This is a genomic window from Nocardioides sp. (assembly GCF_050246775.1).
Taxonomy (GTDB): Bacteria; Actinomycetota; Actinomycetes; order Propionibacteriales; family Nocardioidaceae; genus Nocardioides.
On sequence record NZ_JBFWVK010000002.1, the window covers coordinates 237,415 to 261,175 of the forward strand.

Annotated in this window: 27 protein-coding genes; 11 read left to right on the forward strand and 16 right to left on the reverse strand. The window is 68.5% G+C overall.

What is annotated here, in order from left to right; genetic code table 11:
- Positions 1 to 5: 5 nt before the first annotated feature.
- Both galE and moeZ read right to left on the reverse strand, forming a co-directional pair.
- The gene (gene galE, locus AB7I40_RS11010; RefSeq protein WP_428346061.1) at positions 6 to 1,037 is read right to left on the reverse strand and encodes a UDP-glucose 4-epimerase GalE; all 1,032 of its coding nucleotides are present in this window, start codon (positions 1,035 to 1,037) and stop codon (positions 6 to 8) included.
- Between the two features lie 52 nt (positions 1,038 to 1,089).
- A complete protein-coding gene (gene moeZ / locus AB7I40_RS11015) occupies positions 1,090 to 2,289 on the reverse strand; it encodes an adenylyltransferase/sulfurtransferase MoeZ (RefSeq protein WP_428346060.1) in 1,200 nt (399 codons plus the stop codon).
- A gap of 241 nt (positions 2,290 to 2,530) precedes the next feature.
- Here moeZ and AB7I40_RS11020 point away from each other — a divergent pair, with 241 nt between their 5' ends.
- The 3 genes from AB7I40_RS11020 to AB7I40_RS11030 are packed head-to-tail and all read left to right on the forward strand — an operon-like array spanning position 2,531 to position 3,679.
- Entirely contained in the window at positions 2,531 to 3,118 is a 588-nt protein-coding gene (locus AB7I40_RS11020) for a TetR/AcrR family transcriptional regulator (RefSeq protein WP_428346071.1), read from the forward strand.
- A gap of 48 nt (positions 3,119 to 3,166) precedes the next feature.
- The gene (locus AB7I40_RS11025; RefSeq protein WP_428346059.1) at positions 3,167 to 3,388 is read left to right on the forward strand and encodes a DUF3107 domain-containing protein; all 222 of its coding nucleotides are present in this window, start codon (positions 3,167 to 3,169) and stop codon (positions 3,386 to 3,388) included.
- 21 nt (positions 3,389 to 3,409) lie between these two features.
- Complete coding sequence (locus tag AB7I40_RS11030) at positions 3,410 to 3,679, forward strand: hypothetical protein (RefSeq protein WP_428346058.1); 270 nt, start codon at positions 3,410 to 3,412, stop codon at positions 3,677 to 3,679.
- Between the two features lie 52 nt (positions 3,680 to 3,731).
- Here AB7I40_RS11030 and AB7I40_RS11035 read toward each other — a convergent pair whose 3' ends face one another.
- Complete coding sequence (locus tag AB7I40_RS11035) at positions 3,732 to 4,433, reverse strand: ferritin-like fold-containing protein (protein WP_428346057.1); 702 nt, start codon at positions 4,431 to 4,433, stop codon at positions 3,732 to 3,734.
- A 218-nt stretch (positions 4,434 to 4,651) separates the two neighbouring features.
- On the opposite strand from AB7I40_RS11035, the gene AB7I40_RS11040 reads away from it, so the two are divergent.
- On the forward strand, positions 4,652 to 6,076 hold the full coding sequence (locus AB7I40_RS11040; protein WP_428346056.1) for a DEAD/DEAH box helicase: 1,425 nt from the start codon (positions 4,652 to 4,654) through the stop codon (positions 6,074 to 6,076).
- A gap of 24 nt (positions 6,077 to 6,100) precedes the next feature.
- On the opposite strand, the gene AB7I40_RS11045 is transcribed toward AB7I40_RS11040, so the two are convergent.
- Both AB7I40_RS11045 and AB7I40_RS11050 read right to left on the reverse strand, forming a co-directional pair.
- Complete coding sequence (locus tag AB7I40_RS11045) at positions 6,101 to 6,841, reverse strand: L,D-transpeptidase (RefSeq protein WP_428346055.1); 741 nt, start codon at positions 6,839 to 6,841, stop codon at positions 6,101 to 6,103.
- Positions 6,842 to 6,843: 2 nt separating this feature from the next.
- On the reverse strand, positions 6,844 to 7,647 hold the full coding sequence (locus tag AB7I40_RS11050; protein ID WP_428346054.1) for a ParA family protein: 804 nt from the start codon (positions 7,645 to 7,647) through the stop codon (positions 6,844 to 6,846).
- Between the two features lie 60 nt (positions 7,648 to 7,707).
- On the opposite strand from AB7I40_RS11050, the gene AB7I40_RS11055 reads away from it, so the two are divergent.
- On the forward strand, positions 7,708 to 8,481 hold the full coding sequence (locus AB7I40_RS11055; protein ID WP_428346053.1) for an SDR family NAD(P)-dependent oxidoreductase: 774 nt from the start codon (positions 7,708 to 7,710) through the stop codon (positions 8,479 to 8,481).
- 13 nt (positions 8,482 to 8,494) lie between these two features.
- Here the strand turns inward: AB7I40_RS11055 and AB7I40_RS11060 are convergent, their stop codons facing one another.
- Genes AB7I40_RS11060 through AB7I40_RS11075 form a run of 4 tightly spaced genes read right to left on the reverse strand, consistent with a single transcriptional unit; the run spans position 8,495 to position 11,317 of the window.
- The gene (locus AB7I40_RS11060) at positions 8,495 to 9,112 is read right to left on the reverse strand and encodes a MarC family protein (protein ID WP_428346052.1); all 618 of its coding nucleotides are present in this window, start codon (positions 9,110 to 9,112) and stop codon (positions 8,495 to 8,497) included.
- The gene (locus AB7I40_RS11065; protein WP_428346051.1) at positions 9,109 to 9,990 is read right to left on the reverse strand and encodes a PHP domain-containing protein; all 882 of its coding nucleotides are present in this window, start codon (positions 9,988 to 9,990) and stop codon (positions 9,109 to 9,111) included. The genes AB7I40_RS11060 and AB7I40_RS11065 overlap by 4 nt, the downstream gene beginning before the upstream one ends.
- A 16-nt stretch (positions 9,991 to 10,006) precedes the next feature.
- Positions 10,007 to 10,639, reverse strand: a complete 633-nt coding sequence (locus AB7I40_RS11070) for a DUF6758 family protein (protein WP_428346050.1) — start codon at positions 10,637 to 10,639, stop codon at positions 10,007 to 10,009.
- 39 nt (positions 10,640 to 10,678) lie between these two features.
- A complete protein-coding gene (locus AB7I40_RS11075; RefSeq protein ID WP_428346049.1) occupies positions 10,679 to 11,317 on the reverse strand; it encodes a histidine phosphatase family protein in 639 nt (212 codons plus the stop codon).
- A gap of 16 nt (positions 11,318 to 11,333) precedes the next feature.
- Between AB7I40_RS11075 and AB7I40_RS11080 the strand changes: the two genes are divergently transcribed.
- Positions 11,334 to 12,497, forward strand: coding sequence for an MFS transporter (locus AB7I40_RS11080; protein ID WP_428346048.1), 1,164 nt, complete (start codon positions 11,334 to 11,336; stop codon positions 12,495 to 12,497).
- Between the two features lie 2 nt (positions 12,498 to 12,499).
- Here AB7I40_RS11080 and AB7I40_RS11085 read toward each other — a convergent pair whose 3' ends face one another.
- Positions 12,500 to 13,027, reverse strand: coding sequence for a MaoC family dehydratase (locus tag AB7I40_RS11085; RefSeq protein ID WP_428346047.1), 528 nt, complete (start codon positions 13,025 to 13,027; stop codon positions 12,500 to 12,502).
- Positions 13,028 to 13,168: 141 nt separating this feature from the next.
- Here AB7I40_RS11085 and AB7I40_RS11090 point away from each other — a divergent pair, with 141 nt between their 5' ends.
- Both AB7I40_RS11090 and AB7I40_RS11095 read left to right on the forward strand, forming a co-directional pair.
- A complete protein-coding gene (locus tag AB7I40_RS11090) occupies positions 13,169 to 14,143 on the forward strand; it encodes an ATP-binding cassette domain-containing protein (RefSeq protein ID WP_428346046.1) in 975 nt (324 codons plus the stop codon).
- Positions 14,140 to 15,000 (forward strand): ABC transporter permease, encoded by an 861-nt coding sequence (locus tag AB7I40_RS11095; protein ID WP_428346045.1) that lies wholly within the window; start codon positions 14,140 to 14,142, stop codon positions 14,998 to 15,000. Before AB7I40_RS11090 ends, AB7I40_RS11095 begins: the two co-directional genes overlap by 4 nt.
- A gap of 54 nt (positions 15,001 to 15,054) precedes the next feature.
- Here AB7I40_RS11095 and AB7I40_RS11100 read toward each other — a convergent pair whose 3' ends face one another.
- Positions 15,055 to 15,237 carry a DUF5302 domain-containing protein gene (locus AB7I40_RS11100; protein ID WP_428346044.1) on the reverse strand — a complete coding sequence of 61 codons (183 nt, stop codon included), beginning with the start codon at positions 15,235 to 15,237 and terminating at the stop codon, positions 15,055 to 15,057.
- 97 nt (positions 15,238 to 15,334) lie between these two features.
- Between AB7I40_RS11100 and AB7I40_RS11105 the strand changes: the two genes are divergently transcribed.
- Entirely contained in the window at positions 15,335 to 15,946 is a 612-nt protein-coding gene (locus AB7I40_RS11105; RefSeq protein ID WP_428346043.1) for a hypothetical protein, read from the forward strand.
- A gap of 9 nt (positions 15,947 to 15,955) precedes the next feature.
- Here the strand turns inward: AB7I40_RS11105 and AB7I40_RS11110 are convergent, their stop codons facing one another.
- Complete coding sequence (locus AB7I40_RS11110; protein ID WP_428346042.1) at positions 15,956 to 17,155, reverse strand: acyl-CoA dehydrogenase family protein; 1,200 nt, start codon at positions 17,153 to 17,155, stop codon at positions 15,956 to 15,958.
- A 268-nt stretch (positions 17,156 to 17,423) separates the two neighbouring features.
- Between AB7I40_RS11110 and AB7I40_RS11115 the strand changes: the two genes are divergently transcribed.
- Together AB7I40_RS11115 and AB7I40_RS11120 are read left to right on the forward strand one after the other, a co-directional pair.
- Positions 17,424 to 18,521, forward strand: a complete 1,098-nt coding sequence (locus AB7I40_RS11115) for an endonuclease/exonuclease/phosphatase family protein (RefSeq protein WP_428346041.1) — start codon at positions 17,424 to 17,426, stop codon at positions 18,519 to 18,521.
- 32 nt (positions 18,522 to 18,553) lie between these two features.
- Entirely contained in the window at positions 18,554 to 19,537 is a 984-nt protein-coding gene (locus AB7I40_RS11120) for a hypothetical protein (protein ID WP_428346040.1), read from the forward strand.
- A gap of 10 nt (positions 19,538 to 19,547) precedes the next feature.
- Here the strand turns inward: AB7I40_RS11120 and AB7I40_RS11125 are convergent, their stop codons facing one another.
- From AB7I40_RS11125 to AB7I40_RS11140, 4 genes are read right to left on the reverse strand one after another with little or no spacing between them, the layout of a single operon-like run.
- Positions 19,548 to 20,795, reverse strand: a complete 1,248-nt coding sequence (locus AB7I40_RS11125; RefSeq protein WP_428346039.1) for a phospholipase D-like domain-containing protein — start codon at positions 20,793 to 20,795, stop codon at positions 19,548 to 19,550.
- A 42-nt stretch (positions 20,796 to 20,837) separates the two neighbouring features.
- Positions 20,838 to 21,947, reverse strand: a complete 1,110-nt coding sequence (locus tag AB7I40_RS11130; protein ID WP_428346038.1) for a hypothetical protein — start codon at positions 21,945 to 21,947, stop codon at positions 20,838 to 20,840.
- On the reverse strand, positions 21,944 to 22,186 hold the full coding sequence (locus AB7I40_RS11135) for a DUF6752 domain-containing protein (protein ID WP_428346037.1): 243 nt from the start codon (positions 22,184 to 22,186) through the stop codon (positions 21,944 to 21,946). Before AB7I40_RS11135 ends, AB7I40_RS11130 begins: the two co-directional genes overlap by 4 nt.
- Positions 22,174 to 23,754, reverse strand: a complete 1,581-nt coding sequence (locus AB7I40_RS11140) for a methyltransferase domain-containing protein (RefSeq protein WP_428346036.1) — start codon at positions 23,752 to 23,754, stop codon at positions 22,174 to 22,176. Before AB7I40_RS11140 ends, AB7I40_RS11135 begins: the two co-directional genes overlap by 13 nt.
- Positions 23,755 to 23,761 lie beyond the last annotated feature (7 nt).

Below are 23,761 nucleotides of genomic sequence, written 5' to 3' on the forward strand. Positions count from 1 at the left end.
GGCGGCTACTCCTCGACGGAGTCGTCGTACCCCTGGGGGTTCTGGCTCTGCCAGCGCCACGTGTCGGCGCACATGTCGTCGATGGTGTGGGTGGCATGCCAGCCCAGCTCCTCGTTGGCCCGGGTGGCATCGGCCCAGAAGGCCGGGAGGTCGCCGGCGCGCCGACCCACCACGTCGTAGGGGATCGGCTGGCCGCTGGCCCGCTCAAAGGCCTTGACGACCTCCAGCACCGATGTGCCGGTGCCGGTGCCGAGGTTCCAGGTGCGGATCGGGTCGTCGGAGTTGACGATCCGGTTCAGGGCGGCCACGTGCCCGGCCGCAAGGTCCTCGACGTGGATGTAGTCGCGTTGACACGTGCCGTCCGGGGTCGGGTAGTCGTCACCGAAGATCTGGAGCTTCTCGCGACGCCCCACCGCCACCTGCGCGATGAAGGGCATCAGGTTGTTGGGGATCCCCTGCGGGTCCTCACCGATGGTGCCCGAGACGTGCGCACCCACCGGGTTGAAGTAGCGCAGCACCCCGATCCGCCAGTCGGTCTCGATGTGGGCGACGTCGCGCAGCACGTGCTCGATCATCACCTTGGTGCGGCCATAGGGGCTTGCGGCGCCAAGGGGCTCGTAGTCCTCCTGGTAGGGCACCGGAGCCTGGTCGCCGTAGACCGTGGCCGAGGAGGAGAAGACCAACGTGTGACAGCCGTGGCGGCGCATCGCCCTGAGCAGAGAGAACGTCGACTCCAGGTTGTTCTGGTAGTAGTCGAGCGGGATCTGCACGCTCTCCCCGACCGCCTTCAGACCGGCGAAGTGGATGACCGCGTCGATCCGCTCAGTGGCGAACAGGTGCTCGGTCTTGTCCTTGTCGGTGACGTCGAAGGCATGCATCGGGATGTGCGTCCCGGTCAGCGTGTCCAGGCGCCCCATGACCGCCGGCTTGGCGTTGCCGAAGTTGTCCACCACGACCACCTCGTGGCCGGCAGCGATGAGTTGTACGACGGTGTGGGAGCCGATGTAGCCGGCTCCGCCTGAGACGAGAACGCGCATCCGCACACGATAGGCGCTCGCGCCCCAGGACGGGCCAGCAGGTCAGCGCAGGTCAGTAGGTCGGCTGGGAGGGGTCGATCTGGTTGACCCAGGCCACCACGCCGCCACCGACGTGGACGGCGTCGGCGTAGCCGGCACCCTTGACGATGGCCAGCGTCTCCGCGGATCGCACCCCGGACTTGCAGTGCATGACGACCTGCTTGTCAGCCGGGAGCTTCTCCAGCGCACTGCCGTTGAGGAACTCGCCCTTCGGGATCAGCACCGAGCCGGGGATCTTGTTGATCTCGTACTCATTGGGTTCGCGCACGTCCACCAGCACGAAGTCCCGGGTGCCTTCGGAGCGCTCCTTCAGCATGTGCTCCAAGGTGACGACAGAGATCGTCGAGCCTGCCGCGGCGTCGGCGGCCTCCTCGGAGATGGCCCCGCAGAACGCCTCGTAGTCGATCAGCGTGGTGACACTCGGGTTGTCGCCGCAGAGCGCGCAGTTGGGGTCCTTGCGGACCTTGAGCTTGCGGTACTCCATCTCCAGGGCGTCGTAGATCATCAGCCGACCGATCAGCGGGTCGCCGATGCCGGTGAGCAGCTTGATGGCCTCGTTGACCTGGATCGAGCCGATGCTCGCGCAGAGCACACCGAGGACGCCGCCCTCGGCGCAGGACGGCACCATGCCGGGCGGCGGCGGCTCGGGGTAGAGGCAGCGGTAGCAGGGCGCGTCCGGGCTCATGCTGGGGGCGAACACGGAGGCCTGGCCGTCGAAGCGGTAGATCGAGCCCCAGACGTAGGGGATCTTCAAGAAGTACGCCGCGTCGTTGACCATGTAGCGCGTCGCGAAGTTGTCGGTGCCGTCGACGATCAGGTCGTAGCCCTGGAAGATCTCCATGACGTTGTCGTTGTCGAGGCGCTCGTTGTGCACGATCACATCGACCAGTGGGTTCGTCTCCCTGATGGAGTCCCGCGCCGACTCGGCCTTCGGCCTGCCGATGTCGGACTGGCCGTGGATGATCTGGCGCTGCAGGTTGGACTCGTCCACCTCGTCGAACTCCGCGATCCCCAGGGTGCCCACCCCGGCCGCGGCCAGGTAGAGCAGCGCCGGGCTGCCCAGCCCACCGGCTCCGATGACGAGCACCCGGGCGTTCTTGAGGCGCTTCTGACCGGTCATGCCGACATCGGGGATGATCAGGTGGCGGCTGTAGCGACGTACTTCGTCGATGGTCAGCTCGGCGGCCGGCTCGACGAGCGCGGGATAGGACACGACGTACTCCTTGGCAGTGCGGGACAGACTTCTCCAGATGCGGTCTACCGTGGCCAACGTCGGCAGCACCCGCCCTGTTCCCCACCATCGTCGCCGGTGAGGTCCAGGTGTTGCAGTGAGGTCCGTGATCCGGACCGCCGCGGGTGTGCCGGTAGGCTGCGATCTCGCATCATCGACTGGAGGACATCGCGTGAGCACAGGGCAGTACGACGACACCGAGCAGCGCCCCCGGGGCGGCCGGATGCCTCGTCGTGCCCGGCGTGCGCAGCTGCTCGAGTCGGCCCTGGAGGTGTTCGTCGCCCAGGGATACCACTCGGCCGCGATGGACGACATCGCCGATCGGGCCGGGGTGTCCAAGCCGGTCCTCTACCAGCACTTCCCCGGCAAGCTCGACCTCTACCTGGCGCTGCTGGACTCCTCCTGCGATGCGATCATCGACAACTGCCGGGTCGCGTTGGCCTCCACCCACGACAACAAGCTGCGCGTCGAGGCGGCCACGGCGGCCTTCTACGACTACGTCGCCGCCGACTCGGGTGCGTTCCGGCTGGTCTTCGAGTCCGACCTGACCAACGAGCCTGCGGTCCGCGACCACGTGGACCGGGTCACCACCGAGTGCGCCGACATGATCGCCGAGGTGATCCGCGAGGACACCGGACTGCCCGACGAGGCCTCCCGACTGTTGGCGGTCTCGCTGGTGGGAATGGCGCAGGTCAGCGCCCGGTTCTGGATGAAGGAGGGCGGCGAGATCAGCCGCGCCGATGCCGGCGCCCTGGTCGCCGGGCTGGCGTGGCGCGGGATCCGCGGCTACCCCCTGACCGACGAACACTGAACCTCAGCACCTCTCAGCACCCCTGAACACGCAAGGTCAAGGAGACCCATGGAGATCAAGATCGGCATCCAGCACTCCCCCCGCGAGCTCGTCGTCGAGACCAGCGACTCGGCTGACGAGGTGGAGCAGGCGGTGAGCGACGCCGTCTCCGGCGACGGGGTGCTCACCCTCACCGACGCGAAGGGCCGCAAGGTCATCGTCCCGGCAGCCAAGCTCGCCTACGTCGAGATCGGCGGCGGTGTTGCTGGCCGCGTCGGCTTCAGCGGCTAGCAACCACCGAAAGGTTCAGTCATGATCAGCGCCATCCTGTGGGCCCTCATCGGGGGCACCGTCATCGGTTTCCTGGGCAAGTGGGTCGCTCCCGGCGACCGCGACCGCATCCCGCTGTGGCTCACCATCGCCTGCGGCATCGGCGGCGTGTTCATCGGGACGTTCCTCTACACCCAGTTCTTCGACGAGAACACCCGTGGCATCGACTGGTGGCGTCACGCCTGGCAGGTCGCCGTCGCAGCGGTCCTCGTGGTGATCGCGGCCGGTGCCACGGGCCGCAGCAAGGCCTGACCTGACCGGTGGTGCCACGCGGCCCGTCGGATGGTGGGTGGTGGCCCACCGTTCAGGCGTCGAGGCCGAGTTCGGCCATGCGCTGGGCGTGTGCCTCGGTCAGCCGCGTGAACATCCGTCCGAGAGCTGCCAGATCCATCCCGGGCCGGTCCACGCCACCAGCGAGCAGGGCCGAGAGCGCATCGCGGTCGGCCGCGACGCGCTGTGCCTGGGAGAGCGCCTCCCCCATCAGCCGTCGGCCCCACAGGGCGAGCCGGCCACCCACGCGGTGGTCGGTCTGGATGGCCTTCTTCACCCGGTCCACCACGAACGCCGAGTGCCCGGCATCGTCGAGGGAGGCGATGATGAGGTCGCGGGTGTCGGCGTCGACGAAGGCAGCTATCTCGCGGTAGAAGTCCGCCGCGAGTCCGTCACCGACATAGGCCTTGATCAGGCCCTCGAGCCAGTCGGCCGGGGCCGTGTGGCGATGGAACTCCTCGATCGCCGGCACGAACGGCGCCATCGCCTCGTAGGGGTCCGCGCCGAGCCGTTCGAGTCGGTCGATGAGCCGGCCGACGTGACCGAACTCCACGCTCGCCATCGACGCGAGCGCGACCTTGTCCTGCAACGTCGGCGCGAGTTTGGCGTCCTCGGCGAGCCGTTCGAACGCCGAGATCTCGCCGTACGTGATGACGGCGAGCAGGTCGACGACGGCGGCACGGTACTGCGGATCGTCGAACGCTGCGTGGATCTCGTTCGGTGTTGATTCACCCATGGCCTGACCCTACCGATAGACTGACGACAGATGCGTGCCGTCGGACCATGATTCGCGGCCGCTAGGCGAGTGGCCCCACTAGTCATCAATCTTCGCAAGTCGGGGCGCCCACCGCAGCATGTGCGCGGCAGCCCCTGAGGCAGATTCTGTCCCGAGTAGGCCGCACTGAGACCACTCACGAAAGCGACAGGACCATTACCACCTTCCGAGACCTCGGGGTGCTCCCCGAGATTTGCGACGCGCTTGAGCGCGCCGGCATCACCACTCCCTTCGCCATCCAGGAGATGACCCTCTCGGTCGCCCTGATGGGAACCGACCTCATCGGCCAGGCCCGCACGGGCACCGGCAAGACCCTTGCCTTCGGCATCCCGGTCATCCAGCGCACCGTCGCCATGCACGATCCCGACTACGCCGAGATGGTTCCAGGCAAGCCCCAGGCCCTGATCGTGGCCCCGACCCGTGAGCTCGCCCTCCAGGTCTCCAACGACCTGGCCCTGGCCAGCGCCGATCGCGGCGTGCGCGTCCTGACGGTGTACGGCGGGGTCGGCTACGACCAGCAGCTGGACACCCTGCAGAGCGGCGTGGACATCGTCGTCGGGACGCCGGGGCGACTCATCGACCTGATGAACCGCCGTGCGCTCGACCTGTCGCACGTGAAGTCCCTCGTGCTCGACGAGGCCGACGAGATGCTCGACCTGGGCTTCCTGCCCGACGTGGAGCGACTCCTGGCCAAGACCCCCGAGACCCGCCAGACCATGCTCTTCTCGGCCACGATGCCCGCAGCGATCGTCGCTCTGGCGCGCACCCACATGCGCCACCCGATGAACATCCGCGCCGAGTCGTCCTACGAGAACTCGACGGTGCCCGCCACCGCCCAGTTCATCTACCAGGTCCACGACCTCGACAAGCCCGAGATCATCGGCCGCGTCCTCCAGGCCGAGGACGCCGGCAAGATGATCGTGTTCACCAAGACCAAGCGCGCCGCGCAGCGGGTGGCCGACGACCTGGTCGAGCGCGGCTTCAACGCCAGCCCCCTGCACGGTGACATGGCCCAGGTGGCGCGCGAGAAGGCTCTGACCAAGTTCCGCTCCGACAAGCTCGACATCCTGGTGGCAACCGACGTCGCTGCCCGCGGCATCGATGTCGCCGGCGTCACCCACGTCATCAACTACAGCTGCCCCGAGGACGACAAGACCTACGTCCACCGCATCGGCCGCACGGGCCGCGCCGGGGCGTCCGGCATCGCGATCACCTTCGTTGACTGGGCGGATGTCACCCGGTGGAAGACGATCAACAAGACCCTCGACCTGCCCTTCGAGAACCCGCCGGAGACCTACTCGACCTCCGAGCACCTCTACCACGAACAAGGCATCCCGCCGGGCACCAAGGGTCGCATCGTCGAGGCCAAGCCGGTGGAGCGCAAGTCCGACGCCGAGCGCTCGTCGCGCCCACCGCGGAGCTCGAACAACCGCAGCCGCACCCGCACCCGCAGCGGCGAGTCCGTCGGCGAGCAGTCGGGTGGCTCGAACAACGCCCAGCCCGCCGCAGCCGCCGTGAGCGGCGACTCGGCCGAGGGCTCCGCACCGCGCAGTCGCAACCGGAACCGCAACCGACGTCGTCGCCCGGCCGCTGACGCCAGCTGACAGGCCGCCGCGCCGCTCGCGGCCTCAGGTGGTGACGACCACCGTGGTCTCGAGGGGTGCGAAGTCCCACAACGCCTTCGCGTCGGACTCGCGCTGACGGATGCAGCCGTGGGACTGCGGGGTGCCCAGCAGCGCCTTGCTCTGCACCGGCGCTCCGTTGTCGACGGGGATGTCGTGGAAGCCGATCGCCGCGCCGGTGTCGCCGGTGGTGAAGCGCACGAACCACTCCATCGTGCCCGAGTCGTCGATGCCCCAGGCCTTCTCGGAGCGGGAGTAGACCGAGTAGGTGCCGGGGTCGAGGTTGTCGGTGAGGCTGCCGGACACCAGGTAGGTGCGCTCGACAGTGTCGTCGGCGTCCACCAGCCAGACCCGCTGCTCGGCTTCGCTGAAGACCACGCGGCGCCCGCTGCCCGAATCCGACGGCAACGGGTGCGAGGCCGGGTCGCTCGACGACGTGGAGGCACCCGTGACGTCACTCGGCCCCGGATCGGCGGAGTCGGTGGAGCCCGAGGTCTGAGCAGCCCCGCCCGTGGTCGAGGCAGCGGAGGCTGCCGAGGTGTCCTCGCCGGCGCCTCCGGCCGACTGCTGGGGGGCTCCACCGGCGCTGTCCAGCGCCATCGTCGGCTGGTCCCCGGCATTACCTGCCGAGGACGGCAGCATGCCGATCCCGCCGAGCAGGGCGATCAGGGTGACCGCGAGCGACGCGACGGCGGCACCCACCCGTCCGTAGCGGGGCCGGACAGGCTCACGTCGGTGCTGGCCCACGCTCAGGCCTTCTTCCGGACGGCCCGCGCCTTCGGCCGCTGGGAGCGCTTGATGAGGTTGCCGGCCACCTCACGGTAGGCCTTGGCACCCTTCGAGGACCGGCTCGTCGACAGGATCGAACGTCCTGCGGCCGGCGCCTCGGCGAACTTGATCGTCTTCGGGATCGGCGGCTCGATCACCTCGAGGTCGTAGGTGTCGGAGATGGTCTCCAGGACGGTCCGGGAATGGTTGGTGCGACCGTCGAAGATCGTCGGGAGCACCCCCCAGACCTCGAGCTTGCGGTTGGTGAAGCGGCGTACGTCGTGGACGGTGTCGAGCAGCTGTCCCACTCCCCGGTGTGACAGCGTCTCGCACTGCAGGGGGATGAGCACGCCCTGGGCAGCGGTCAGGGCCGCGACGGTGAGCACACCGAGTGACGGCGGGCAGTCCAGCAGGATCCAGTCGTAACCGTGGCCGTCCTCGTCGAGCTGCTCGACCAGGGACTTGATCACGTGTTCGCGACCGGTCCGGGTCAGCAGGTCCGCCTCGGCACGCGCCAGCTCGATAGTGGCGGGCAGGAGGTCGACACCGTCCTCAGTGGCCAGGATGACCTCCGCCGGGTCCACCCCCTTGGTCAGCACGTGGTGCACGGAGATCTCGAGGTCCTCCGGATCGACGCCCAGGGAGAAGGTCAGGCAGGCCTGGGGATCGAGATCGACCAGCAGCACCTTGTAGTCCAGCTCCGCTAGGGCAGCGCCCAGCGAGGCGACCGTGGTGGTCTTGGCCACGCCACCCTTCTGGTTGGCGATCGCGAGTGTCGTCGTCATCGTGTCCCATCATGCCTGACCACTTGCCCCGATCGTGCCCTGACCTGTTGGCTGGGCGGCATGTCGTCACAGCCAGCACGTCAGGGCACGGCCCTGATCACCGGCGCCACCGCCGGAATCGGCCACGAGTTCGCCCGTCAGCTCGCCGCCGAGGGTCGCGACCTGGTCCTGGTCGCACGGACCACCGAGCGCCTCAACCAGGTCGCCGCCGCGCTCACCGAGGAGTACGCCGTGCACGTGGAGGTGCTGAGCGCCGACCTCACCGACCGGGCGCAGCTGGCGCTGGTCGAGCAACGACTCAGTGACCCGTCGCGACCCGTCGACCTGCTGGTCAACAACGCGGGGTTCGGCCTCAAGCACCGCTTCCTGGTCAACGACGTGGAGGACGAGCAGCAGATGCTCGACATCCTGGTGACCGCCGTCCTGCGCCTGAGTCACGCGGCCCTGAAGCAGATGGTGGTGCGCGGCAGCGGTGGGGTGATCAACGTCTCCAGCGTGGCGGCGTTCCTGCCCCGCGGCAGCTACAGCGCGGCCAAGGCCTGGGTCAACAGCTTCAGCCGCTGGGCGGCCAACGAGTACGCACCGAAGGGCATCACCGTGACGGCCGTCTGCCCGGGTTTCGTGAAGACCGAGTTCCACGAGCGGATGCAGGTCAAGCGCGGCACCGGGTTCCTGTGGCTGGAACCCGAGCGCCTGGTGCGCGAGGCGTTGCAGGACTACGACGAGGGCAAGGTGATCTCGATCCCCACGCGGCGCTACCGCACCATCGTGCGCGTCAGCCGCCTGGTGCCGACCGGGTTGGCGCAGCGGGCCCAGCGCATCGGCCGGCGCTGACCCGCACGAGGACTCACCCCTCGCCGGCGACGAACGCGCGCACCGCGTCCGCGATCATCTGGACCGCGATGGCCGACAGCAGCAACCCCGCGATCCGGGTGACCAGGAGCACCCCACTCTGACGAATCAGCTTGAGGATGCGCACCGAGAAGCGCATGGCCAGCCAGATACACAGGTGCACCCCGACGATGCCCAGCCCGACCGCCAGGAACTCCGCGACCGAGTCGACGCGCTTGGAGAAGAGCATCGTCGCGACGATGGCTCCAGGGCCGGCCAGGAGCGGCGTGCCCAGGGGCACGAGAGCGACGTTGACGTCGTTGGAGGAGGTCTGTTCCTTCTCGTTGCCGGTGAGCAGCTCCAGCGCGATCAACAGGAGCAGCAGGCCACCGGAGGCCTGGAGCGCCGGGAGGGAGATGTGCAGGTATTGCAGGATCGCCCGACCGAAGAAGGCGAACACGGTGATCACGAAGAACGAGACCAGCACCGCCTGCCACGCCGCCCGGCGGATCGTGGCCGGTGACCGGCCGGAGGTCAGGGACAGGAACACCGGGATGGTGCCCGGGGGGTCCATGATCACGAAGAGGGTGACGAACACCTCGGCCAGCAGGGCGCCGTTGATCACCGCGTTCATGGCGTGACCAAGGCTGGAGTGCTCCGCCCCGCGGTGATCGCCGCGACCTCGGCCAGGGCCATGAGGCGCTCGAACTGGGCCACGTCGGTGGTGTTGCAGCCGAGGTCGAAGTCGATCTTGCCGCTGCCATGGAAGTCACTGCTGCCGGTGGCCACCAGGTCGAGGTCGTCGGCGAGCCGGCGCAGGGCGGCCCTCGTGGCCGCGGAGTGGTCTTGGTGGTCGACCTCGAGGCCGGCCAGGCCCGCTGCCCGTAGGCCGGCGAAGGCCTCCGCGTCCAGCGCTGAGGAGTCGTGTCGACCAGCCCAGGGGTGGGCCACCACCGAGACTCCGCCGGCTGCGGCGATGAGGCCGATCATCTCGGTGAGGTCGGCGGCGTAGCGGTCCACGTAGGCCGGCCTGCCCGGCCCCAGGAACCGTGCGAAGGCCTCGTCGCGATTGACCACCACCCCCAGGTCGACCAGCGCGTCGGCGACGTGGGGCCGCCCCATGGCTGCCGCCTCGCCGGCCACGCGCCGTACGTCGTGGATGTCGATGTCGATGCCCAGCTCACGCAGCCTGGCCAGCAGCGCCGGCAGGCGAGAGTTGCGGCCATCGAGCACCCGGTCCAGTTCCTCGAGCAGTGGCGGATAGGTGGCGTCCGGGAGGTAGCCCAGCAGGTGGGTGCTCTCGCCGGCGAAGCGGCAGCTGATCTCGATGCCGCGAACCAGCATCACCCCGACCCGGGTGGCGGCGCGCGCAGCCTCCTCCCAGCCGGCGAAGCAGTCGTGATCGGTGATCGCCAGAACGTCGATCCCGACCTCTGCGGCGTGCTCGACCAGCTCGGCGGGCGACATCGTTCCGTCGGATCGGTCGGAGTGGGTGTGGAGGTCGATGCGCACCACCGCAGCCTAGGGCTTACCACGCCGGTGGGCTGCCTCCGAAGGTCAGCTCGAGCATCTCGGGGCCGATGCTGGAGGCATCGCGCAGGATCCACTCGTCACGCAGCAGCAGCATCGCCGACGCCGGGCGCAGCACGATCCACAGCCAGCGCCCGTCCGCCTCCCCCGCGAACACCGACCGATCGAATCGGTCGTCGGCGGCACTGGTGGACACCAGCCACATCGGGACCGAGAGTGAGCCGATCCTGATGCGAACCGGGGGCGGCCCGTCGCCGACCTCCCCTCCGGGGTCGGCGTGCACGGTGGCAGCACACCGGGCACCGAGACCGACGCCGGCCTCCTCGGTGACGACCAGGACGTCCACCGGCCCGTCGAGCTCGCTGGTCCCCGACGTACAGGTCATCGAGGCTCGCACGCGGTCTCCGTCCGTGACGATCCCGAAGTCCGTGACGGCCCAGCCCGGGCTCATCGGCCACGGCAGGAAGGTCGGGAAGTCACCGGCGCGCTTGAGGATCTCGCCGAAATCGGCGTACGTCGCCTCGTCCGGACGCCACAGGGGGGCGACCAGCCCGTGGTCGGGGCACGCCCAGCCGGTCTCCCGCTCGATCACGGGCGACACACAACGCGGACAGCCGGCGAGCAGGGCCACCTGCGCATTCTCCCGGGATGCGGTGACGAAAGGAAGGGCTCAGCTGTTCCAGCGCAGCAGGACCGGCGTCTCGCGGTCGTAGCCCAGAACAGACAGCGTCGAGGTGTCGAGCTTGAAGTACCTACCCTCGCTGACCGGCTGCTGGATCCAGCGCGCCGCGAGCGCACGCAAGGCGTGGCCGTGGCCGAAGACCAGGCACCGGCCCCCCGCCGTACGCACCTTCGAGACCACCCGGTCCAGGCGGTCGGCGACCTGTTGGGCACTCTCCCCGCCCGGCGAGGGATGGGTCCACACCGTCCAGTTCGGCACGCGTTCGCGGATCTGCGGGGTGGTGATGCCCTCGTACTCGCCGTAGTCCCACTCCACGAGGTCCTCATCGACGGCGGCATCTGCGAAACCGACCAGCTCGGCGGTGTGCCGGGCGCGCTGACGGGGACTGGTCAGCACCATGTCGAAGTCGATGCCGGCCAACCGTGGCGCGAGCGAGGTGGCCACCTCGATCCCGTGGTCGGTGAGCGGCAGGTCGGTCGTCGAGGTGTGCTGACCCGATCGGCTCCACTCGGTCTCGCCGTGCCGGATCACCCAGAGCTCGGTCTGTGTCACACTGCCCGCGTCATCGCCCATGAGGGGAGTCTTGCGTACGGCGTTGCGTGCCACCAGCCACCCACGGGTGAACACCTGTCATCATCGGCCCGTGAGCGCACTCCCCCGCAACCGCCTCGCGGCTGCTGCCGCCTTTGCGACCCAGGGCCTGGTGTTCGTCAGCCTGACCACCCGGCTGCCGGCCTTCCAGGAGCGTTGGGATCTCTCCGACGTGCTGCTCTCGCTGCTGCTGCTGATGATGGTGGGCCTGGCCGGGCTGGGTTCGGTCGTGGCCGAGACCCTGGCCAAACGCCACTCGAGCGCCACGCTGCTGCGCTCCGGGCTGGTCCTGATCGCGGTGTCGGTCCCGCTGGTGGCGACCGCGCCGGCCGTGGCGGTGTTCGTCACCGCGCTGGCGGCGTACGGCGTGGGCCTGGGCGTGGTCGACGCGACGACCAACATGCAGGGCGTGGCGCTGGAGCACCGCTATGCCCGGCCGATCCTGCCGTCGTTCTACGGTGCCTGGACCCTGGGGGGCGTGGTCGGCTCCGCGATCACCCTGGCCACGGCCGACCTGCCGCTGGAGGCCACGGCAGCGATCGCCGTGCTGCCCGCCGGGGTCGCGGGTGCCGCGTTCCTGCCACGCACCGGCGCACCGGCAAGTCCGCGGGGGGCGGCCATTCCGTGGCGACCGATCCTGCTGGTCGGACTCGCGCTGGTGCTCTTCTACATGGTCGACACGGCGGCCCTGACCTGGGGCCCGGTGTTCCTCGACCACACCTTCGACGCCTCCAAGTCCCTGGTCGCCCTGGCCACCTTCCCCTATCTGCTGGCCAGCGGCGCGATGCGCCTGGCCGGTGACCGCCTGGTCGCCCGCTTCGGACCCGTGGCCCTGCTGCGGGTCGGCGGTCTGGTGGCTTCCGCGGCCCTCGCGGTGATCGTGGCCTCGCCGAGCTGGCCCGTGGCCGTCCTCGGCTTCTGCGTCCTCGGTGCCGCTGTCGCCGTCATCGCACCGCTGAGCTTCTCGGCCGCGGCGCGCATCGCGGGCAGCGGACTGGACCCCGAGGACCGCCATGCCCGTGTCGATGCCGTGGTCGCCCGCTTCAACCAGTTCAACTACGCCGGCGCGCTCCTGGGAGCGGTGATGACCGGACTGGTCGGCGCCGGCTCACTGCGGATCGGCTTCGCGGTCCCGATGGTCCTGATCCTCGCCATCCTGCCGCTGGCAAGGGCGTTCGCACCGGCTGGGATCGCGAACAGCGCGCCCACCGCCTGAGGTCAGCCGGCGCCGGGCCAGAACCGATCCGGCTGCGGGACCGGGCGACCGGGCTGCTCCCCGCCACGAGCGGTGAGGTAGCTGTCCTTGGGCACCATGACCTTGCGGCGGAAGATGCACACGACCTTGCCGTCCTGGTTGTAGCCGATGGTCTCCACATAGACCACGCCGCGGTCGTCCTTGGTGGTGCTCTCGGTCTTCGAGAGCACCGTGGTCTCGCCGTACAGGGTGTCGCCGTGGAAGGTCGGTGCGACGTGACGCAGCGACTCGACCTCGAGGTTGGCGATGGCCTTGCCGGAGACGTCGGCCACGCTCATCCCCAGCAGGATCGAGTAGACGTAGTTGCCCACCACCACGTTCTTCGCGAACTGGGTCGTCTCCTCGGCGTAGTGGGCATCGAGGTGCAGAGGGTGGTGGTTCATGGTGAGCAGACAGAACAGGTGATCGTCGTACTCGGTCACGGTCTTGCCCGGCCAGTGCTTGTAGGTCGCCCCGACCTCGAACTCCTCATAGCTGCGCCCGAACTGCACGACCTGCTCCTCACGCCTGGTGGCCCGGACCTCGGGCCTGACCCATGGTGCCCAATCGCCGCGCGCAGGAACACCCCACGCAGGGTGCGATACCCCACACGGGAGGGTCGGACTGTCGGTGGCACCTGATTGACTGAGCACATGGCAGCAACTTCCTCAGACCTGGCCGTGACCGCCCGCGGCCTGACGAAATCGTTCGGTGACACCCGTGCCTTGCGAGGCGTCGATCTCGACATCCCCCGGGGCACGGTGCTCGGTGTCCTGGGTCCCAACGGCGCGGGCAAGACGACGGCGGTGCGCATCCTGACCACGCTGTCCCAGGCCGACAGCGGGGAGGCGTCCGTGCTCGGCTTCGACGTCAGGCGCCAGCCGCACGAGGTTCGACGACGAATCGGGCTCGCCGGGCAGGCAGCCACCGTCGACAACATCCTCAGCGGGCGCCAGAACCTCGAGCTCGTCGGCCGGCTCTACCACCTCGACCCCGCCAGCCGGGTGCGTCGCGCCGGCCAGCTCCTGGAGCAGTTCTCCCTGACCGACGCGGCCGACAAGGCCGCGAAGGACTACTCCGGTGGCATGCGCCGCCGTCTCGACCTGGCCGCCGCCCTGGTCGCCGAGCCGCAGCTGCTCGTGCTCGACGAGCCGACCACGGGGCTCGACCCGCGCAGCCGCAACGAGTTGTGGGACGTGCTCGCCGGGCTCGTCAAGGACGGCGCCACGATCCTGCTGACCACCCAATACCTTGAAGAGGCTGACCGGCTGGCTGACCAGATCACCGTCATCGACCACGGGACGGTCATCGCCGAGGGCACGGCAAACGAGCTCAAGAGACAGGTCGGTGGGGAGCGCATCGCGGTGACGGCCGCCGAGCGCTCCGACGTGTCCCGTCTGGCCGCGCTCGTCGAAGAGGTCTCCGGCTCCACCGCGCTGGTCGAGGCCGAGGCCAGGCAGGTCACCGCCGCCGTGACCGGTGTGGACGCGCTGGCCAGGCTCGCCGATGCCGTGCACGCGGCCGACATCCCCGTCGACGACATGGGCCTGCACCGGCCGACCCTCGACGACGTGTTCCTGCAACTCACCGGTCACGCGACCGTCGACTCCGAGGAAGTGTCCGCATGACCATCGACTCCGAGGTCCTCGCGGCCTCCACCACCGCCCCCACGCCGGCGACGGCGTCGAGCGGTCTCCCGGGGCTCTTCCGCGATTCCTGGGCTCTGACCCTGCGCAACTTCATCCACATCCGCCGCAACCCCGAGCGACTGCTCGACGCGACGGTCCAGCCGATCATGTTCACGGTCCTGTTCGTCTACGTGTTCGGCGGAGCGATCCCGGTCGAGGGCGGCTACCGCGACTTCCTGATGCCCGGGATCTTCGTGCAGACGCTGGCCTTCAGCTGCTTCGGCACCGCACTCGGTCTGGCCGCCGACCGGAAGTCCGGCTTCATCGACCGGCTGCTGGCACTGCCCACCTCCCGCTCGGCACTCCTCGTGGGCCGGGTCACGACCGACATGCTGATCAGCTGCCTCACGCTCACGATCCTGATCTGCACGGGGCTGGTCGTCGGCTGGCGACCGCACGAGTCGCCGGCCAACGTCGCCCTGGCCATCGGCCTCATGCTGCTGTTCAGCTTCAGCATGACCTGGCTCGGCGTCCTGCTGGGATGCGTGGTGACCGAGCCGGAGGCCGTGATGGGCGTGGGGTTCATCGTGCTGTTCCCGCTGACCTTCATCGCCAACACGTTCGTGCCGACCGAGGGCATGCCGACGGTCGTGCAGACGATGGCGGAGTGGAACCCGATCAGCTGGGTCACCGCCGCGGCGCGTGAGCGACTGGGCAACAGCAACCCGACGCTGGAGACCTCCGACATCTGGCCGCTGCAGCACCCGGTGATTGCGACGCTGTTGGTCTGCGCCGCTCTGAGTGCGATCTTCGCGCCGATGGCCCTGGCCCGCTACCGCCGGCTCACCCGCGGCTGACGAAAGGCTCAGGAACCGCCCTTCGACAGGCTCAGGAACCGCCCTTCGACAGGCTCAGGAACCGCCCCCGCCGGCCTTGCGGCGGTGCATCTTCGGTGCGCCACCAACCACCTCGGGCCCGTGAGCCTTCTCCGCTCCAGGCTTCGCGTCGGACTCGCTGGGATGCTGCGCCTTGTTCTTGCGCTCGAGTGCCTCGCGCATCTTGGCCTTGAGGTCTTCGTTCGCGCTGTCAGCCATGGTGCTCGCTCCTCGTGTCGGTCTCTGACCTCCACCATGTCAGGCCGGGACAACCAGGTCGAGCGCAATACCGGTCCTCAGCGGGTATCGTTGATGCATGAGGAACCTCGCGATCGTCGCTGCGTCAGTCCTGCTCCTCGCGGGCTGTGGGTCCTCCACGGACTCGGACGTGGCCGCAGACCCCACCGAGCCCGCCTCGAGCGCCAGTTCGCCGACCCAGAGCCCCAGCACCGAGCCGAGCGACTCCCCCACTGTGAAGCCCGCCACTGGTGCCCAGCTCGATGCCGTCGCCTTCTCCCTCACGGTGCCCAAGGGTTGGGCCGACATCAACGAGGGCGACGACAAGGCCGTCGTGCTCTACGCCGCGGATCTGCGCGAGAACGGCGATACCCCCGACATGGTCACTGTCCGGCGAGGCGCGGCCACGGGCAGTGTCGCGGCTGCGACCGCACGGGGCGCTGCGTTGTTGAAGGCGGGTGGCGCGACCAAGGTCAAGGCCATGGCGCCGGTCGAGGTCTGCGGCACCGAGGTCGCCCACGTGCGCGCCATCAAGACGGCCCCCGGGGTGCACACGATGCTCAACCAATACTCGCTGACGGCGCAGGGACACACCTGGCTGATCACCTTCTCCACCAACCAGTGGCAGGTCGAGGCCGATCGCGCGCGGCTCCTGGACTCGGTGCTGAGCACCTGCACCCTTGCCAGCTAGCTGCGAGGTTCAGCCCTTCAGCTTGTAGTCCTCGAGCAGCCGACGGCCGATGATCATCCGCTGGATGTCAGCGGTGCCCTCACCGATCAGGAGCATCGGGGCCTCGCGATACAGCCGCTCGATCTCGTACTCCTTGGAATAGCCGTAGCCGCCGTGGATGCGGAACGAGTCCTCGACGACGTCGCGGCAGAACTCGGCAGCGAGGTACTTCGCCATCCCGGCCTCGAGGTCGTTACGTTCGCCCTTGTCCTTCTTGCGCGCGGCCGAGACGACCATGCCGTGTGCGGCCTCGACCTTGGTGCCCATCTCGGCCAGCCGGAACAGCACCGCCTGGTGCTCGGCGATCTTCTTCCCGAACGTCTCCCGCTGTTGCGCGTAGGCGATGCCGAGCTCGAACGCCCGCGTCGCGAGGCCCACGGCCCGCGCTGCTACGTTCACTCGGCCGACCTCGACGCCGTCCATCATCTGGTAGAAGCCCTTCCCGGGCTCACCACCGAGGATCTGATCGGCGGAGATGCGGTGTCCCTGGAAGATGAGCTCGGTGGTGTCGACCCCCTTGTAGCCCATCTTGTCGATCTTGCCGGGCACCGTGACCCCCTGCGCGGTCTCCCCGAAACCGGGCTCCTTCTCCACCAGGAAGGTCGTCAGGTTCTTGTACGGCGTGCTGCCACCCTCATCGGTCTTCACCAGCACCGCGACCAGGTTGGAGGAGCCGCCGTTGGTCAGCCACATCTTCTGGCCGTCGATCGTGTAGTCGCCGTCCTCGCCCTTGACGGCCTTGGTCTTGATGGCAGCCACGTCCGAACCCAGCGCCGGCTCCGACATCGAGAACGCGCCGCGGACCTCACCGGTGGCCATCCGGGGCAGGTACCTCTGCTTCTGCTCCTCGGTCCCGTGCTGCATCAGCATCCACGCCACGATGAAGTGGGTGTTGATGACGCCGGAGACGCTCATCCACCCTCGGGCGATCTCCTCGACCACGAGGGTGTAGGTCAGCAGGCTCTCACCCAGCCCGCCGTACTCCTCAGGGATCATCAGGCCGAAGATGCCGAGGTCCTTGAGCCCCTCCACGATCTCGGTGGGGTACTCGTCCTTGTGTTCCAGCTCTGTGGCGACCGGCAGGATCTTCGCCTCGACGAACTGGCGCACGGTCTTGAGGATCTCGTCCTGGATGTCGCTGAGACCTTCGGTTTCGCAGAGGCGGCCCATGAGAGCTGGTGTCCCTTCGTAGCGGTGACGTCGCGCACAAGTATGGGGTCGCCCTGTGTCTCGAAGGCAGTGTTTGTGAGTTATCCCTCCGCCTGCGTCGACGCCCACGGTTAGGTATGCTCGACACTCGACTCGCTGTCACCGGACAGCAACAGGATCGAGAGGGTGAGCGGTGGGCAGGCACGCGGAAACACGCCGCTCCACCCAGTCGAGGCCACCCACATCACGCCGTCCCTCGCACGCCCTGGGCTCGACCGCCGGATGGTTCGTGAAGACCGGCGCACTGGTCGTCGCTGTGGTGGCTGCCAGTGCCCTGGCCGGCAGCATCCCCGGCAGCGGCGAGACCGCCGCCATCACCGGCGCCGCGTCGCTCGAACGCGGCCCGTTCCCTGGCCAGGAGACGGAGAACACCGGCGAGCCGATCGCGAAGGTCACCACACCGGCCCCGGTGGTGAAGGGACACGTCTTCGTCCCCAAGAAGAGCAACGTGGCCGCCTTCCGTGAGCGCATGCTCCTCAAGGGCTATGTCGAGGCGCCGCCGGGATCGACCCTGACGACCACGTTCGTCGTCTCCTCCTTCAACGTTCTCGGCGCCGGGCACACCGCCAAAGGTGGTGACCGCAAGGGTTTCGCCGGCGGGGACACCCGGATCCGCAACGCGGTGAGCCTGCTACGCAGTCATGGCGTCAGCGTCGCCGGTCTGCAGGAGTTCCAGTCGACGCAGTACCACACCTTCGCCGGCGTCGCCGGTGAGTACGGCGTCTGGCCGGCCATGACGATGGGACAGGCGCCGGTGCAGAACTCCATCGTCTGGCGCGAGTCGGAGTGGGAGTTCGTCGAGGGCCGCACCTCGCAGATCCCCTACTTCCACGGCAAGCACATGCCGATGCCGCACATCAAGCTGCGCAATCGCGAGACCGGGCGCGAGGTGTGGTTCGCGAACTACCACAACCCGGCCGACGCCCACGGCCCGGCGCAGAAGTGGCGCGACGCAGCAGCGGCCATCGAGGCTCAGCTGGCCCGCGAGCTGACGGCCGACGGCACCCCCATGATCATCACCGGCGACATGAACGACCGGGAGCAGTACGCCTGCCGGCTGACCGGGAGCGCTCCGATGCATTCCGCCGACGGCGCACACAGCGAGGGTGGGAGTTGCCGCCTCCCGAAGCAGATGAACGTCGACTGGATCTTCGGTTCGACCCCGATCGCCTTCAGCGGCTTCGTCACCGACCGGAGCAGCCTGGTCAACCGCACGACCGACCACCCGATGGTGCGCTCCACCGCCTCGATCGCCCCCCTGGTCGACTCGGCCAAGTGCATCAAGGGACCCAAGCGCAGCGGGCTGGTGTTCTGCCCCAAGGGCTAGGCAGTCGCACGACCACCGAGACAAGGACCCGCATGGCACAACGGCTGGCACTCCATATCGGCCTGATGAAGTCCGGGACCACGTTCATCCAGGGCCGGCTGAACACCAACCGTGAGCAGCTCGCGGGCCACGGTGTCCTCTTCCCCGGTCCCGCGTGGGGCCGACAGGTCCGGGCGGTCTCCGATCTCCTCGAGAGCCGCAAGCGGCAGCCCGGCGCGTGGGCCAGCCTGCGGGACGAGATCAACGCCCACTCCGCCACCGCCGTCGTCTCCATGGAGTACCTCGCACCGATGGGCACTCGGCGGATCGCCACCCTGCGCGACGCCTTCCCCCAGACCGACCTTCGGGTGATCCTGACCGTGCGGGATCTCGGCCGCAGCGTGCCTGCGATGTGGCAGGAGTCCATCAAGAACCGGCAGACCTGGGGCTGGGCCGACTACCTCGACGCCCTCGAGTCCGGCGGGGAGGCCGGCAAGCGCTTCTGGCGCCAACAGCATGCCGCCCGGATCGTCGAGCGCTGGGCAGCCGAGGTGGGTGCGGACAACGTCTACCTGGTGACCATCCCACCGCCTGGAAGCCACCCCGAGATGCTGTGGGACCGGTTCTGCAGCGTCGCCGGGATCGCGCCCGGCACCTGGTTGGAGGCGCCGCGGTCCAACGAGTCCCTCGGCGCAGCCTCGACGCTGGTGATGCGTCAGCTCAACGAGCTCACCGCCGACCTGACCGAAACCGACTACAAGAAGCGGGTCAAGGCGCTGGCCAAGCACCAGCTGGGTAGGCGCAAATCCGAGGAACAGCCGATCGGCTACCAGGTCCCGCGCTGGTTGCGGGCCGAGTCAGGCCGGATCGTGGCGCGGCTGGCCGACAGCGGCGTCCACGTCGTGGGCGACCTGAAGGACCTCACCCCCCAGGACGTGCCCGGGGTCGATCCGACGAGCGTCTCCGCATCGGCGCAGCGGGACGCGGCCGTTGCTGCACTGGCCATGGCCCTGCGTCAGGTCGACCGGATCCGCTGAGCGGACCTGGTCAGTCGTTCTCCCAGGCCGGACCGAAACGCTTGGGCTCTGCCTCGTGCTGGACAGCTCCGGCGATCCGCTGCAACACGGCCAGTGCGGACGGCGTGGCTGCGCTCGGGTAGGGGATGTACTTCACCAGGTGCGACTTCTTGGTCCACATGAACTGGAAGTTGTTGGCGTACTGGTTGTAGGCACCGGCAAGCTTCAGCGACAGGATCTCCTCGTCACCCTTCAACCCCTCCGGGTTCCAGTTGCTCGAACCGGTCACGACCATCTTGGTGCCGCGGTTCTTGCCGTAGTTGCCGGAGATCAGCAACTCCTTCTGGTGGGTGTAGAGGTCGATGAAGCCGTCCTCGTTGGTGTCGTAGCCCGTGGTGTGCACGGGGAGGTAACCGCGAGCGGTCTTGGTGGCGAACGTGTTGCGCACGCTCTCACCGGCGAAGCCATACATCAGCCGCACGTCGCAGCCGGCCGCGTAGAGGCGGCGGATCTTCTGCGCCAGGTAGAGACCGCGGCTCTCGTTCCAGGCGTGCATCACGACCCGGACGATGGTGCGGTGTGCCTTGTTGCCGGTGCCCTTGATGGCTCCCTTGCAATGCACCTGGTTCAGGATCGACATGATCGGGTCGTGCTTGGGCCCGAAGTTGGGGTACGGCGTGGCCTGCAACAGGACCTTGTCACCGATCCGCTTGGCCCAGTAGCCCTGCGGCCTGTCCTTGCGCATCTGCTGGAACAGCTCGTCGAACCCCTTGTAGAACGCAGGCGAGTTGTTGCGGATGTAGATGTCGTTGTACTGGTTGACCGCGGAGTTCTTGGTGAGGTTCACCGATCCGGTCATCACGACGTAGCGGGCTGCGCCGGTGCGGTTGAACAGGTACATCTTGGTGTGCAGGTTCTCGCCGCGCGAGCGGCAGCCACGAGTGCACTCGTAGGCGAAGCTGGTCTTGAACCGGTTGCGGCCCAGCGCTCTATGGAGCAGCTTCTGGGCGGGCGTCACCTGGTGGTTGTTCAGGAGCACCTGGACGTGCACGCCGCGCTTGTGCGCCTTGACCAGAGCCTGCGCGATGTTCTTGCGGTCGAAGGAGAACACCGCGATCTTGATCGTGCTGCCCTTGCGGGCGTGGTTGATCGCGCCGACGATCTGTTGGTGGAGGCGGTACTGCTTCTCACCGGCCCGCGGGACGTTGAAGGTCGCTCCTGGCTTCGGCGACCAGCCCTTGGCATTGGCGGGGGCCACCGCGGCGAGCAGTCCGAGCACGAGCGCAACCAGAAGGAGTCGACTGACCCATTTCACGATGACCTAAACCCCCATTAATCGTGACCTGATGGCCCTGACGATGCGGGCTACGCTAACACGCGGTCGTTGCGATTCCAGAACCGTTGCGAGTTCGTTGCGCGAGCGCGTCACGGTGCGCACCTTGCCCATGAGGTTCGCGATGACCTCCACCGAGACTGCCAGCATCTCCTCCTCGGTGACCTCTGAGGGGTGCCGCAGCTGGGTGACGTCACTGGGGGTCATCAGCTCCAGGTCACCCACCACGTCGAAGCCCCCGGTGCGCAGCATCGCGGTCGCCTGTTCACCACGACGGGTCAACTCCGCGAGGGTCTCGGGTCCAGGACGGAACCGCTCGCCGGAGGTGGGCAACACGTCGGGCATCGCGAGGTAGCTGCGGATCCACCGTCCCCGATCTCCGGCGGAACGGAACTCGGTCAGGTGGGGGTTCACCCGTCGGAGCAACTCGGTCTCGACGACCCCGAGGGAGCGGTTGGCCTCGGCGCGCTCGCTGGCCATCAGCCTCGGCTCGATCCCGAGCACCGAGGCGAAGCGGTGCGCCAGCTCCTCGGCGTGCCCACGGCCCGGTGCCATCGGCAGGATGTGGATCCGGGGCGCAGGCACGGCTGTCGCCCAGCGACCCAGCACGTCGGCGAGGTCGCAGGACCCCCAACCCCACTCGTCGGTCGGGTCGTAGTCGGAACGGACCGGGAACCGGTCGATGTCCTGGGTGCCGCCGTTGCGCACCCACTCCTGCCAACGCGAGATCCCCAGGTCGACCATCGCCCGCGCGGTCACGATCACGTGCAGCTCGGCGTAGCCGACGTCGTCGACCACGCGCCGTACCTGCTCGGCGGAGGCAGCACAGAAGAACTCGTGACTGATCAGGATGTCTCCGCGCCAGGCCAGGGACTCGCTGACCAGGTCGCGCCAGGGGGCGCTGACGTCACCTGAGCGCCGGGCCAGGGAGGGGTCCTCACGGATGTCGAGCGAGGCCAGCAGGTGGCGCCGCTTGTGAACGCCGGGCAGCAGCAGTCCGGCCTTGGTCAGCGCCGCCTTGTTCGACCACAGGCTGTCCTGCAGGAACGTGGTGCCGGTCTTGGGCAGGCCGATGTGGAGGAAGACCCTCCGGGTCATTGCGGCTTCCAGCTGAGGGGATCGCTGACATCTCTCCGGTAGCGCTCCAGGATGGCGGCCACGGCGGCGTCATCGCGATCGGCGGCCGGCAGCAGGAGCTCCATCATGACGTCGCAGAGCTCAGCCAGGCGCAGATTGACCTGCCGGCACTCCTGCACCTCGGCCTCGAGGCGCTCGATGCGCTGGCCGAGCTGTGTCACGCCGCGGGCCTGCTTGCGCAGGCGGTTCAGGGATTCCATGTGATCACCAATCTGCAGATCGTCGGCCGGGAGTCCGCGGGGACCCCCGGGGTGCCGTCCTCGAACTCATCGAGGTCGTGCCGTTCGAGCACCCGCCCACCGGTGCTCGCCACCTGTGCCAGGAAGTTGTCGAGATTGACAGGTCTGATGCCGAGCTCTCGTGAGGTGGGGGTGCCCACCACCTGCACCTGGAGATAGAGCAGCCCCGAACCACGCACGACCATCTTGGCCAGCCGCAACAGGTGCTCGCGCCCGGTCCGGTCGGTGGCATCGGCGACGTGGCGAGCCAGCATCACCCGGGGACCGGGCCGTCGGCTGAGCCGTGCCCCGGTCACCAGCACCGAGCGCAGCTCACCGAGGTTGGCCCACTCGAAGGTGACCGGGAGTCCCTGTCGCTCAGCCTTGCGGTCGGCCTTGCGGAACCCACGTGAGAAGTAGTCGAGTCCCCAGGTGTCGACGCCCTGCCTGGCCAGCCACAAGGCATCGCGACCGGTGCCGCAGCCGAGGTCGACCGCAGTGCGCATGTCGGGCTCACGCTCACGGACCCACTGCACGAAGGAGCTCGGCCCGCGATCGGACAGGTCCTCGCCGGCGCCGCGAGCGACCTTGGACCAGCGGGCGTCGAGCCCGACGCGCATTCCGCGGAACCAGCCGTTTAGTCGGCGCACGGTCGTCACGGGCGTCTCGAACTTGTACGCCGGGTCCGGCACCTTCCAGGTGGGCCCGTACATCGCCTCCAGCATGTGTCCGGGCTCGGCCGGGGCGGGGAACGTCCGGCCGGCGAGGGTGACCTCGCTGCGCGGCTCGAGCCACTCCGCCCGGAACGGGTGCCCGACCTCACCCATCAGGTAGAGCTGGCCATCGCGCAGGAACCCACCGAAGACGTCGAGTCCCCGCGGAGACCCGTCGGACTCCCGGACCACCACCTTGAACGCCAGGCCGCTGTATCGCTGGACGGTGTAGCCCAGGCCGACCAGGGCGCGTTGGAGTCGGAAGGACTCCATCGCGGCGTCGGCCGGGTGGTCGTGAGCGCTGACATAGCCCAGGTCGGCATCGGAGTCATGCCCGATGAAGTCACCGTCGCGCACGGCACCCAGAAGGGTGCCGTAGGCCAGGAACGGCCGGACACCTGCGGTCTCGAGCGCCGAGAGCACCGAGGCGATGGAGTCCAGCAGCGGCTTGAGGTGCTCGGCGCTGCGGCTCTGGAACAACCTGGTCAGCCGCAGGCTCTTGTCCAGGCCCATGGGGTTGCCCTGGGCGTCCTCGACAAGGATCGGGCCGGCCCCGGAGCCCAGCTGCACATGCTCGGAGAAGAGCGCCTCCCCGCTGACGTGATCGTGGAGTGCGATGGTCGTGGACCCGTCGAGGAAGCGTCGCAGGACCGGAGGCCAGGCATAGAACACCGTGCCACCGCGCTTCACCGTGTCGCGCACCAGCCAGAAGGAGAAGATCCGGCGCCCGTCGAAGAGGACGTCGATGGGCACGTCCTGGCTGCCCTGCATGACGATGCCCGCGTCATCGATGGTCAGGCAGCGAGCGGCGCCCTGGCTGGGCTCGGTCTGAGGCACGAGCACA